This is a genomic window from Ferrimonas marina (genome assembly GCF_900129905.1).
Taxonomy (GTDB): Bacteria; Pseudomonadota; Gammaproteobacteria; order Enterobacterales; family Shewanellaceae; genus Ferrimonas; species Ferrimonas marina.
In genome coordinates this window covers 1-12141 of the sequence record NZ_FQXG01000008.1, presented here as the reverse complement: position 1 = coordinate 12141, position 12141 = coordinate 1, and the positions used below count along the sequence as shown (strand labels likewise).

The following is a 12141-nucleotide window of genomic DNA, read 5'->3' as shown; positions in this document are numbered from 1 at the left end:
TAGGTGCTAGGTGCTAGGTGCTAGGTGCTAGGTGCTAGGTGCTAGGTGCTAGGTGCTAGGTGCTAGGTGCTAGGTGCTAGGTGCTAGGTGCTAGGCAGGCTAGCCTAAGATTCAAACCCAGGCAGTCAACGCTTTCCCTAGGCTTTTCCTAGCTCCTAGAAGGGCGTAGCCCGCCCTAGTACCTGCTCTTCCCAGGCTTTTCCTAGCCCCTAGAAGGGCGAAGCCCGCCCTAGCGCCTGCTCTTCCTAGCAGCCCACCCCAGTACCGGCTATCCCCTAACGCATCGGCAGCGCCATGTCCTTAAACATGGCATCGATCTGCGCCTGGTCTCGCAGCGAGAGGGCCTGCTCCACCACGGGGCGGGTCAGGTGCGGGGCAAAGCGCTCCATAAAGTCGTACATGTAGGAACGCAGGAAGCTGCCCTTGCGGAAGGCGATCTTGGTGGTATTGGCCTCAAACAGGTGAGAGGCATCCACCACCACCAGATCGTCGTTGTCCTCCTCCTCCAGCGCCATGGTGGCCATCACGCCCACCCCCAGCCCCATCCGCACGTAGGTTTTCAACACATCGGCACTGGTGGCGGAGAACACCACCCGGGGATCACCGTCCACCTGGGCAAAGGCCTTCTCCAGCGCCGAGCTGCGGTTAAAGCCGAACACATAGGTCACCAAGGGGTACTTCACCAGCTCCGCCAACCCCACCTCACTGCACTGGGCCAAAGGGTGGTCCTTACGGAACACGATGGAGCGGTTCCAGTGGTAGCAGGGCAGCATCACCAGGTCGTGGTAGAGGTGCATCCCCTCGGTGGCGATGGCAAAGTCAGCATCACCGCGCACCGCCATCTCACAGATCTGATCCGGTGTGCCCTGGTGCATCAGCAGGTTGACCTGGGGAAAACGCTCGATAAAGCCGCGGATCACCTCCGGCAGGGCATAGCGGGCCTGGGTATGAGTAGTCGCAATATTAAGGTCGCCCCGGTCCGGCTGGGTGTACTCCGACGCGACCTTCTTGATCCCCTCCACCTTGCCGAGGATCTCGCTGGCGATGTCGATCACCTGCTGACCCGCTGGCGTCACATGGGTCAGGTGCTTGCCACTGCGGCCAAAGATCTGGATCCCCAGCTCATCCTCCAGCATCCGGACCTGCTTGGAAATCCCCGGCTGAGAGGTGTACAGACTCTCCGCCGTGGCCGAGACATTCAGGTTGTTGTTCACCACCTCAACGATGTAACGCAGCTGCTGCAGCTTCATGGCAAACCATCCGTTTTAATTCAAATCAGTTATAGCCTTACTGCTAAAGATAATACTATTGGAATATGTGCTTGGCCACGAATTTGGCCCCTGCGCTACAGCCCGGGGCACAACTGGTGTAGCATTGAAAAAAATCAAAACGAATCAGCAAAAACAATGTCTTTAACTCTTGTTCTGCTGCTTGCTGGAGCCCTTTTGCTGCTGATCATCGGCGTAAATCTGCTCCAGCAACACAAAGAGAAGCTGGAACTGGCCCGCCAGCAACAACTGGCCAAACAGAAAGCGATCATCGATGAGACCGAGCAGCTGCTTAGCATCGGCGCCGCCCTGCCCATGAGCCCCGCCTTGCTGACGGTGCTGAACCAGCGAGTGCTGGAGGCCACCGACGCCGCCTTGACGGTCGACCCCAAGAACAAGGACTTCCTGCGTCGCAAGGCTGACGTGCAGGCGATGCTGCGCACCCTCAAGCAGCAAAACGGAGAGCCCGCCCTCGACAGCTTCAGCGTGCCCAACGACGAGAAGCAGCTGGTCCCCTTGGTCCAGGGTCTCAAGCGCCTCAAGGAGGTGCTGCGTCACGAACACAACCGCAGCCGGGTAGACAACGAACAGTTTACCCAGGAGATGCAGCGGGCCGATCAGCTGCTGGTGCGGATCAACAGCCACGTACTGCTGGAGCGCGCTCGCTTCGCCATGACCGCCAGCCAGCTGGGCTCCGCCAAGCAGTTGCTGTCCAAGCTGATCACCAACCTCAATGCCCAGCCCAGCACCGACTTGGCCTTTCGCGATGCGGTACTGGCCCAGGCCAACACCATGCTGGATGAGATTGATCAGCGTCAGCAGGCCAATCTGCACCAGGGCAAGCCCACCAAGGCCCAGGATGACCTGGACGAGCTGTTCCAGCCCAAGAAGAAGTGGTAACTGACAAGCACAAAAAAAGGGCGCTCACTGAGCGCCCTTTTTTGTTGCCTGAGATCAGGCTTTCTTGGCCTTGCTTTTCTTGGTCTGCTCTTCCTGCCAGCGACCAGCCTCGAACTTGGCAATCCAGCCGGTGGCCTTGCCGTCCAGCTCGGAAGCCACGTACTGCTCCTTGTTCTTGCGGCTGAACTTCACCACGTAGGCGTTGCCATCCGGATCCGCCACCGGCGCTTCCGCCAGGTAGTGGAACTTGGGTGAGATACGCTCTTTGAAGCGCTTCAGCTCCTCCACCTTGGGCGCACGGGTTTCGCGGCTCTTGGGGAAGGTACTGGCGGCCAGGAACAGACCAGCGGCGCCATCACGCAGCACAAAGTGCGCATCGGACTTCTCACAGGGCAGCTCCGGCAGCGGCACCGGATCTTCCTTCGGCGGCGCCACTTCGCCGCTCTTGAGCAGCTTACGGGTGTTCTTACAGCCGGTTTCCTTGCTGTCGGTGCAGGCGAAGTACTTACCGAATCGGCCGTCCTTCAGCTCCATGTCACTGCCGCAGCGGTCACACTCGATCACCGGGCCGTCGTAGCCCTTGATCTTGAAGGTGCCATGTTCAACCTCATGGCCTGGACAGACAGGGTTGTTGCCACAAACGTGCAGCTTGCGCTTCTCGTCCACCAGGTAACTGTCCATGGTGCTGCCGCAAATGCCGCAACGACGCTTGGTAATCAGTGCCTCGGCTTCCTGGTCGTCCGAGGTGATCGCCTCCGCCTCCTCACCCGGGGTGAGGTTCATGGTGGTCTTGCAGCGCTCCTTCGGCGGCAGAGAGTAGCCGCTGCACCCCAGGAACACACCGGTGGTGGCGGTACGGATCCCCATCTTACGACCACAGGTCGGGCAGTCGATGTCGGTCATCACCACCTGGTTAGGGCGCATACCGCCATGCTCTTCATCCAGCTCCGCGGTCTCCAACTTGTCGGTCAGATCGCCGTAGAACTCGTTGAGCACCTCTTTCCAGTTCAGCTCGCCACGGGCCACCTTATCCAGAGTCTCCTCCATGGAGGCGGTGAAGTCGTAGTTGAGCAGGTCCTGGAAGTTCTCCACCAGACGGTCGGTGACGATCTCGCCCATCTTCTCAGCGAAGAAGCGGCGATTCTCGACCCGCACGTAGCCCCGGTCCTGGATGGTGCCGATGATGCTGGCGTAGGTGGAGGGGCGGCCGATGCCACGCTTCTCCAGCTCTTTCACCAGCGAGGCTTCGTTAAACCGGGCCACGGGTTTGGTGAAGTGCTGCTTGGGATCCAGGCTGGCCAACGTCAGGGCTTCGCCCACGGTGACATCGGGCAGGGTCTTATCCTCGTCGCCCTTACGCCCGGCCGGCGGCTGAGCTCGGGTCCAACCATCAAACACCATGATCCGGCCCTTGGCCTTGAGCTCGTAATCGCCCGAAACCGCGGTGATGGTGGTGGCATCGTACTTGGCCGGAGTCATCTGGCAGGCCACGAACTGACGCCAGATCAGTTCATACAGGCGCTGGGCATCCCGCTCCATGGTGGACAGGGTGCTGGCCTTGACGTTGACATCGGAAGGACGGATCGCTTCGTGCGCCTCTTGGGCGCCCTCTTTCGAGCCGTACACGTTCGGATTCTCCGGCAGGTAGGCCTTGCCGTACTCGCTTCCGATGAAGTCCCTGACACTGGCCACCGCTTCCTTGGACAGGTTGGTGGAGTCGGTACGCATGTAGGTGATGTAACCCGCTTCGTACAGACGCTGCGCCAGGGTCATGGTCTTCTTCACCCCGAAGCCCAGGCGAGTACTGGCCGCCTGCTGCAGGGTGGAGGTGATATAGGGGGCCGAAGGGCGGCTGGTGCTGGGCTTGTCTTCCCGATTGCTGATGCGGTAATCCGCACCGGTCAACGCGGCGACAGCGATATCCGTCTGGGCCTTATCGCTGAGTTTCAGCGCCTTACCCTGGAACCGGGCGACCTCCATCCGCAGCGCGGTACCGCTGGCCGAGGTCAGGTCCGCATGGATATCCCAGAACTCCTCGGGGACGAAGGCACGGATCTCGCGCTCCCGCTCGACGATCAGGCGCACCGCCACCGACTGCACTCGGCCGGCCGACAGGCCACGGGCCAGTTTCTTCCAAAGCAGGGGCGAGACAGTGAAGCCCACCAGGCGGTCGAGGAAGCGACGTGCCTGCTGAGCATCCACCTTGGCGTGATCCAGAAACAGTGGCTGGGCAAAAGCATCCTGGATCGCCGACTTGGTGATCTCGTTAAACACCACCCGGCGATAACGGGAATCATCGCCGCCGATCACCTCCTGCAGGTGCCAGGCGATCGCCTCCCCTTCTCTATCCAAATCCGTTGCGAGGTAGACGGTGTCCGCCTTCTCGGCCAGGGTCTGCAGCTCCTTGACCACCTTCTCCTTGCCCGGCAGGACATGGTAATCGGCAGCCCAGTCGTTGCGCGGATCGATGCCCATGCGGGTGATCAGGCTTTGGTAATCCCGCTGCGCCTTGTAACGGGCCTTCTCCTCCGGCGCCATCTTGCGCACTTCCGCCGCCGTCTTGGTGCTGGCCGGCTTTTTCGCCGACGCACTGCCGGAGGTCGGCAGATCACGAATGTGGCCGACAGAGGACTTCACGACAAAATCTTTGCCGAGGTATTTATTGATGGTTTTCGCCTTGGCTGGCGACTCCACAATGACCAGGGATTTGCCCATTGAACGGTTGAGCCCTTATTACGCTTTGGATAGTAAATTGGCTCCATATATAGAGGTAAGGCGTTGCAGATTCAACCCTAACCCCCTTGGAGGCCATACGCTTAGCCGAATTTTGGCCAGTAAAACTTTTTTTCGCGACTGAACACGCAATTGCAGAAAGTACTAATGCATCCGAAGGCGACAAGCAAGAAATAGTTATTCAATTAATGATGTGGCACGTTAGTAACCCGGCTTGTTCCGCCCTATTCCCTCCTTATACTGGAACCCCTTCAAGTCCGTTTTTTTACGGCCATTTTCCGTGTTCCAGAGGAGGGAACAGATGCATTTGGAAGCCAATTTCGATGGCCTGGTCGGCCCCAGCCACAACTACGCCGGCCTCTCCTATGGCAACATCGCCTCGCAAAGCAACGCCCAGGCACACTCCAACCCCAAGGCCGCGGCGCTGCAGGGGCTGGCGAAGATGCATGCGCTGCACCAGCTCGGCCTGGTACAGGGGATCCTGCCGCCCCAATCCCGGCCTGATACCCAGTTCCTTCGTCAGCTGGGTTTCAGCGGCAATGATGGCCAGGTGCTGCAGCAGGCGCATCGAGATGCCCCGCATCTGCTGTTGGCCGGCTACTCCGCCTCCAGCATGTGGAGCGCCAACGCCGCCACCGTCTCTCCCAGTGCCGACAGCGCCGATGGCAAGGTGCATTTCACCCCTGCCAACCTGGTCAATAAGCTGCACCGGGCGATAGAGCACGAGCAAACCGGCCGAACCCTGCAGGCGGTGTTCCCCCAGGGGCAGCACTTTCAACACCATCCGGCGCTGCCCAGCCACGACAACCTGGGCGACGAGGGCGCGGCCAACCACACCCGGCTCTGCCAGGACTATGGTCAGCAGGGCCTGCAGCTGTTTGTCTATGGCCGCAGTGCTTACGACACCAGCCGCCCCGCCCCGAGGCGATTCCCGGCCCGACAGACCCTGGAGGCCAGCCAGGCCATTGCCCGCAGTCATCAGCTTGACCCGGAACATACCCTGTTTGTGCAGCAAAACCCGGATCTCATCGACCAGGGCGTGTTCCACAACGACGTCATCGCCGTAGGCAACCAGAACCTGATGTTCTTCCACCAGCAAGCGTTCTATCAGCAGTCAAAGGCCCTGGCGGAGATCCAGGCTCGCTTTGCCGGTGAGCTGCACCTGGTGGAAGTGCCCACCGACGCGGTTTCTGTTGAGGCGGCAGTGAAAAGCTACCTGTTTAATACCCAGGTGGTTACCCTGCCCAGCGGCGAGATGGCGATCATCGCCCCCACCGAGTGTCAGGAGGAGGCCAGCGTTGCCCGCTACCTGGGACAGCTGGTGGATCAGAACACTCCCATCCGTCAGGTGATCCACTTCGACGTCAAGCAGAGCATGCAAAACGGCGGTGGCCCCGCCTGCCTGCGCCTGCGGGTGGTGCTGTCTGAGGCTGAGCGGGCCGCCGTTAATCCCGCCTGCCTGATGAACGACAACCAGTACACCGCCCTGTCCGCCTGGGTAGATAAACACTACCGCGATCGGCTCAGCTTCGACGACCTGCGCGACCCCAGTCTACTGGTGGAGAACCAGACCGCCCTGGATGAACTGACTCAGCTGATGCAGCTCGGAAGCCTCTACCCCTTCCAGCGATAACGCCACTATATATAGAGGCATAACAGAACAAGGGCCGGCAAATGCCGGCCCTTGTCGTTGTCGATGCTCAGGGAGTCGGTTCCGTGATGCTGACCGAGCTCGAGGTAAAGATGGACTTGGGTGTTTCCACCTCGACCTGCAGGGTGCCAAAGCCGTCGCTGGTATCGACGCTGACCCAATAAGCGCCGGCTCCACAACTGCTGCGCCAGTCCACCAGCACCTCCCCTTCATTACTGACCAGGTAGGTGGGAGCGGAGCTGCTCAGCTTCTCATGGCTGGCGCGCCCAACGGTCTTGAGCGGATCATCGGCACTGAAGGTGATGCTGGTGCCCACCGGGACCGGGTTCCAGGTGCCGTCGGACGCCACGTCCACCACGCAGGCCATTGCTGTGCTCACCCCCTCCAATGAGCCCGCAGACCAGAGCGCGTCAGTACGGTCATCCCAGCAGTCGTAGGAGTTGTTGCCGTCCCCATCGGCGTCACCGCTGTCCAGATGACAGAAGAACACGCTTGGAGAGACGCCGGACATCACGATGACGCCGGAGGCATTGACGTCCACCAGGTCCTGGGTGCAGGCACCGCTGCTGAGGGCCTCGCCCTGGCAAAGGATGCCGTTGTACTGGCCGTCCACGTCGTTGAAAGCGCCATCGCGGTTGCGGTCGATCAACTGCTCGACGATGTCGAAGCCACCGTCCTCGTTGGCATCGACGAACGCCTCGTGCTCATCAAAGCGGGGATCAAACTCGCCCTCGTCGAACAGGCCATTACCGTTCTGATCAATGAAGGACTCCTCCCCCTCTACGAACGCCAGCACCACAGCGCGGGCATTGTCGGGTCGGAAATCCTGCGAGCGCCAGGTTACCGAGCAGCCCCCTTGCTGGGTCACACAGCGGGGCTCAACCGCCCCGCCGCTGGTGATAAAGGAGATGGCGGTGCCATCCGGGACCCAGTTGCCAAAGTGATCCGCGGCCAGAACGTTCACCGAAACCTCGACGCCATCGTAGTGCCAGGCTTCCGGGTTGTGCACGCTAAAGCTCAGCGACACGTTGCGCTTATTGGGTAGGCCGGTACCGATACTCAGCTCCTTGGAGACGCTGGCGATCACCGGTGAGGCACCATCCACCGCAGCCTGAACCCGAACCGACCCCGGCAGGTTCTCCGCTTGCAGTGTGGTGGAGACCAGCCCATCGGCATTACTGCGTGCCACCATCGGCGACATGGTCACCTTGTCCGCTCCACTGGCCAGGGTAAAGACCACATCGGCACCCGGCTTGGGTCGACCCACCTCGTCCAGCACCTGGAAGCTGACAATGGCGCTGGACTGACCGCCAGTACCATCAAGCTGGAGGAAATCCGGGCTAGAAGAGAGGTATTGAATGCTGGCCACCGGGGTGTTGGCCAAAGGGATCACCAGGGTATCGGTGGCCACCTTGGTCCCCAGGGTCAAGGTGGCAGTGATCACATCCTGCTCTGAGCAGCCTTCCGATTTGTAGGTGGCGATCGCCTGCCCGGACTGGGCCACCACCGTATCGTCGATACTAGCTTCCCCACTGGTGCTGCAGGTGGAGGCGAAGCGCACCTGAACCGGCTGACTGTAGGGCTGACCATCCACCGACAGCTCGGTCATCACCGCCAGGGTCGAGCCATCGGACAGTCGCTCCCCTTCCTGCAGCGAGCTCGACAATGCCAGGTCAACACTGACGGCATTGATCTCGCCATACACCGTAGCGCTGGTATCGGCATAGAGCGCCTGGACCGTGACGATGCCTTCAGCGTCGCTTGCCTGCAATCGCACCACCGCAGTGCCGCTCTCATCGCTGAGCACACGCCCATCCGCCGGGATCAGCACCCCTTTGTCGGTGGCCACCTCGATAAGCTCGCCCACCACAGCTGCACCATCTCGCTGGGCCTTGAGCTGCAACAGGGCAGGCTGCTGAGCATCAAACTGAGTGGTTTGGGTACAGTTACTCAGATCTGTGGTCGCCAGATCCGGGCACGACCACATGGTCAAGGCCAAGGTATGAACGGCATCCGCCGGTGGGCTGGCCGGATCAATAGGTTGGCCATCCGTCGGACTTGAATCCAATGAGCCACCACCACTGCAGGCCACCAGAAAAAAGACCCCAGCTTGCACAAAAACCGTCCGTAGCAATGCACGCATCATCGACTCCACGTCACAAAATCCACAAGTGTTTGCAACGATCAAGTTACCACTAGATCACAAGGCAAACACCTTAATTTGAATGTCTTTTTAATTTTGTGGTCAAGGCAAAACAATTTTCACCCCAACCCCACAGGCAGACCCTTTTTTGTCACTGGAACTTCCTGCTAGGCTATCCCCCATTAAAAAAACGATAAGATCTGCTAAGGAAGTCATATGAGCCTAAATTCCGCTAATAAAATGGGTCTAACGGCCAAGATCCTGCTCGCCATGGTGGCGGGTTTTCTGGTCGCACTGATCCTGCGTAACGCCCTGCCGGGCAACGCCTTTGTCGACACCGTATTCACCAACGGCATCTTCAACGTGATGGGGGCGCTGTTTGTTTCCGCCCTGCGCATGCTGGTCGTACCCCTGGTGTTTGTGTCACTGGTATGCGGTACCGCCAACCTGTCTGAGCCCTCCAAGCTGGGCCGCCTGGGTGGCAAGACCGTCGGTCTCTACCTGCTGACCACCGCCATCGCCATCTCCCTGGCTCTGGGTGCAGCCCTGCTGTTCCACCCGGGCAACGCCACCTTGCAACAGCAAGACATGGCCTTCCAGGCAACCGAAGCCCCCTCGCTGGCTCAGGTGGTGATCGATCTGGTGCCGCGCAACCCGCTGGCCGCCATGGTGGAAGGCAACATGCTGCAGATCATCGTGTTTGCCATCGTGTTTGGCTTTGCCATTGCCCAGCTGGGTGACAAGGCCAGCGGCGTTCGCGCCCTGTTCACCGAGCTGAACGAAGTGGTTCTGAAGATCGTCAACATCGTAATGGCCATCGCCCCTTACGGTGTATTTGGCCTCATCGCCAAGCTGACCCTGACCCTGCCGCTGGATACCTTCCAGTCCGTATTCAACTACTTCCTGCTGGTTCTGGGTGTTCTGCTGTTCCACGCCCTGGTGATCTACCCGCTGCTGGTTAGTCTGCTGAGCGGCCTGAACCCGGTCATCTTCCTCAAGAAGATGATGGGTGTGCAGATGTACGCCTTCTCCACCGCCAGCTCCGCGGCGACCCTGCCGGTGACCATGGACAACGCCAACAGCCGCCTGGGTGTTGATAACCGCGTTGGTTCCTTCACCCTGCCGCTGGGTGCCACCGTAAACATGGACGGCACCGCCATCATGCAGGGTGTTGCCACCGTGTTCATCGCCCAGGTATTCGGTATCGACCTGAGCATGACCGACATGCTGATGGTGATCCTCACCGCCACCCTGGCCTCTATCGGCACCGCCGGTGTACCGGGCGTGGGCCTGATCATGCTGGCCATGGTGCTGCAGCAGGTTGGCCTGCCGGTCGAAGGCATCGCCCTGATCCTGGGTGTTGACCGTCTGCTGGACATGGTCCGGACTGCGGTCAACGTTACCGGCGACAGCGCGGTATCCGTTATCGTCGCCAAGTCCGAGGAAAACCTGGACAAAGCGGTCTACGACGACCCGATGGCTGCTAGCGAGATGCAAAAAGCGTAATCGCGCTGAATCAACAAAAGGCACCGCATTGCGGTGCCTTTTTTGTTTGCGCTGAGGTGGGTGCGGGTCACTCCGTGGCTCGCCCGGGCACCACCAACAGGTGATGACCCAGGTGGCGTATCACCCGTTCTGCAGTATTGCCCTGGAGGCAGGCCATCAATCCGGCTCGGCCGAAGCAGCCCACCACCAGGGTTTCCACTTCCAATGCGTCCGCCAACTCACGCATTACCAGCCCCGGGTTGCCCGCCTTGATGTGAACCCGCTCCCTGGGAACGCCAGCAGCCGCTAACCAGCCGAGGTGCTGTTCATGCCGTGCTGCGGCACGCTGCTCCAACGCATAGGCGGTTTGCAGATTAAGATCGAGACAAAAACGAGACAGATGCGGGGTGTAAACCACATGCAGCTGAGCATGACGGTCGTGCGCTAAACGCGAGGCCATCGCCAGCACCCGCACATTCAATCGCTGTACCTTGCCACTTCGATGGCCAAGATCCAGCGCTGCCAGAACACGACGCCGAGCCAGTTTGGCCCCCGGTCGAAGCAGCAGCAAAGGAATGGTCAGTCGCCGCAGTAGTTGCCAATCAGTGTTGTGGCCAGACTCAGGACGGTGTTGAGACTTAATCAACAGATCGAATTGATGGGCTTGGCATAGTGCCAATATCCGGCCGAGCAGTTGCTGCTCCGGGACACTCATTAGCTCCACCGGAACCCCTGCCCGCTCCGCCAACCGCATCGACAACCGGCCGCAGGCGGCACGGTCCAGCAAGGGCGTATCCTCACCGCCACTGTGCAACACCAACAACCGCTGTCGCTCCGCCAAGGCAAGCTGAAGACCTGCCTCCACCGTATCGCAACCGCCATCCGCCGCAGGCGTGACCGCCAAGATCCCTGCCATAGCCCAACCCCAAAGCTGTAACCCTTTCTAAATTGTAGGACTTACCACCTAAATCCGGGCCAATTTACTCTTTGCACTCCGCCTCTGGCAGTGGCTGAGCCCCTCATTTTTTCACCAATACGGTCCCTCGCTTGCTGCTTTTTTGCCTACTCTGTTTACTTTGACGGCGAACGCGTCAGCCAAGCCACTTTTCGCCGCAAAAGCGGTTGACGGGTACATGCCAACTCAGCATAATACGCCCCGCTCCCAACGAGGAGCGGATGGCTACGTAGCTCAGCTGGTTAGAGCACGGCACTCATAATGCCGGGGTCGCAGGTTCAAGTCCCGCCGTAGCCACCATCTTGCTATACCACTCGAACGTGGTAGCGTAAGAAACATTGCGGAAGTGGCGGAATTGGTAGACGCACCAGATTTAGGTTCTGGCGCCGCGAGGCGTGAGAGTTCAAGTCTCTCCTTCCGCACCATCTTGTTGGGCTATCGCCAAGCGGTAAGGCAGCGGGTTTTGATCCCGCCATTCCCAGGTTCGAATCCTGGTAGCCCAGCCATATTTTGGATTGACACCTGTTATGCGGGTTTTGATCCCGGCAACACCCCCAGGTACGACACCTGGTTGTGCAGCCATAGTTCAGATGTTTGAGCAAGCTCGAGCATCGCAACAAGTTTAAGTGGCTATGTAGCTCAGCTGGTTAGAGCACGGCACTCATAATGCCGGGGTCGCAGGTTCAAGTCCCGCCATAGCCACCATTCTTGAAGCCTTAAGTCATCTTAAGCACCCTTTGTTGGGCTATCGCCAAGCGGTAAGGCAGCGGGTTTTGATCCCGCCATTCCCAGGTTCGAATCCTGGTAGCCCAGCCATCTTTTGGATTACTTCCTGCTATGCGGGTTTTGATCCCGGCAACACGCCCAGGCTCTACGCCTGTTAGTGCAGCCATCTTCAAGCCTTATGGTGTCCACCATAAGCACCCTAGTTGGGCTATCGCCAAGCGGTAAGGCAGCGGGTTTTGATCCCGCCATTCCCAGGTTCGAATCCTGGTAGCCCAGCCAT

Annotated in this window: 7 protein-coding genes and 6 tRNA genes; 9 read left to right on the top strand and 4 right to left on the bottom strand. The window is 59.7% G+C overall.

Features of this window, described 5'->3' with window-relative positions; translation table 11 throughout:
* Positions 1-275: 275 nt before the first annotated feature.
* Entirely contained in the window at positions 276-1250 is a 975-nt protein-coding gene (gene cysB / locus BUC04_RS18230; protein WP_067660353.1) for an HTH-type transcriptional regulator CysB, read from the bottom strand.
* A 195-nt stretch (positions 1251-1445) separates the two neighbouring features.
* Here cysB and BUC04_RS18225 point away from each other — a divergent pair, with 195 nt between their 5' ends.
* Positions 1446-2168: a hypothetical protein gene (locus tag BUC04_RS18225; protein ID WP_067660356.1), complete on the top strand. Its 723-nt coding sequence runs from the start codon at positions 1446-1448 to the stop codon at positions 2166-2168.
* Positions 2169-2222: 54 nt separating this feature from the next.
* On the opposite strand, the gene topA is transcribed toward BUC04_RS18225, so the two are convergent.
* Positions 2223-4883 (bottom strand): type I DNA topoisomerase, encoded by a 2661-nt coding sequence (gene topA / locus BUC04_RS18220; protein ID WP_067660359.1) that lies wholly within the window; start codon positions 4881-4883, stop codon positions 2223-2225.
* 319 nt (positions 4884-5202) lie between these two features.
* On the opposite strand from topA, the gene astB reads away from it, so the two are divergent.
* Positions 5203-6534 (top strand): N-succinylarginine dihydrolase, encoded by a 1332-nt coding sequence (gene astB, locus BUC04_RS18215; RefSeq protein WP_067660362.1) that lies wholly within the window; start codon positions 5203-5205, stop codon positions 6532-6534.
* A gap of 67 nt (positions 6535-6601) precedes the next feature.
* On the opposite strand, the gene BUC04_RS18210 is transcribed toward astB, so the two are convergent.
* On the bottom strand, positions 6602-8620 hold the full coding sequence (locus BUC04_RS18210; protein ID WP_143165788.1) for a hypothetical protein: 2019 nt from the start codon (positions 8618-8620) through the stop codon (positions 6602-6604).
* Between the two features lie 291 nt (positions 8621-8911).
* Here BUC04_RS18210 and BUC04_RS18205 point away from each other — a divergent pair, with 291 nt between their 5' ends.
* Positions 8912-10201 (top strand): dicarboxylate/amino acid:cation symporter, encoded by a 1290-nt coding sequence (locus BUC04_RS18205; protein ID WP_067660368.1) that lies wholly within the window; start codon positions 8912-8914, stop codon positions 10199-10201.
* Positions 10202-10268: 67 nt separating this feature from the next.
* On the opposite strand, the gene BUC04_RS18200 is transcribed toward BUC04_RS18205, so the two are convergent.
* Positions 10269-11096, bottom strand: coding sequence for a universal stress protein (locus BUC04_RS18200; protein ID WP_067660371.1), 828 nt, complete (start codon positions 11094-11096; stop codon positions 10269-10271).
* A 262-nt stretch (positions 11097-11358) separates the two neighbouring features.
* On the opposite strand from BUC04_RS18200, the gene BUC04_RS18195 reads away from it, so the two are divergent.
* The 6 genes from BUC04_RS18195 (at position 11359) to BUC04_RS18170 (ending at position 12140) form a co-directional block, all read left to right on the top strand.
* A tRNA-Met gene (locus BUC04_RS18195) sits at positions 11359-11435 on the top strand.
* 40 nt (positions 11436-11475) lie between these two features.
* Positions 11476-11560: transfer RNA gene (locus BUC04_RS18190), tRNA-Leu, on the top strand.
* Positions 11561-11566: 6 nt separating this feature from the next.
* A tRNA-Gln gene (locus BUC04_RS18185) sits at positions 11567-11641 on the top strand.
* A 122-nt stretch (positions 11642-11763) separates the two neighbouring features.
* A tRNA-Met gene (locus tag BUC04_RS18180) sits at positions 11764-11840 on the top strand.
* Between the two features lie 36 nt (positions 11841-11876).
* Positions 11877-11951: transfer RNA gene (locus BUC04_RS18175), tRNA-Gln, on the top strand.
* 114 nt (positions 11952-12065) lie between these two features.
* Positions 12066-12140: transfer RNA gene (locus BUC04_RS18170), tRNA-Gln, on the top strand.
* The last annotated feature ends 1 nt before the right edge of the window (position 12141 follow it).

What these genes read in the sequence shown, in the direction of transcription:
- cysB (WP_067660353.1), bottom strand. Translation starts at nt 1,250, where the DNA reads ATGAAGCTGCAGCAGCTGCGTTACATCGTTGAGGTGGTGAACAACAAC.
- astB (WP_067660362.1), top strand. Translation starts at nt 5,203, where the DNA reads ATGCATTTGGAAGCCAATTTCGATGGCCTGGTCGGCCCCAGCCACAAC.
- BUC04_RS18200 (WP_067660371.1), bottom strand. Translation starts at nt 11,096, where the DNA reads ATGGCAGGGATCTTGGCGGTCACGCCTGCGGCGGATGGCGGTTGCGAT.
- topA (WP_067660359.1), bottom strand. Translation starts at nt 4,883, where the DNA reads ATGGGCAAATCCCTGGTCATTGTGGAGTCGCCAGCCAAGGCGAAAACC.
- BUC04_RS18205 (WP_067660368.1), top strand. Translation starts at nt 8,912, where the DNA reads ATGAGCCTAAATTCCGCTAATAAAATGGGTCTAACGGCCAAGATCCTG.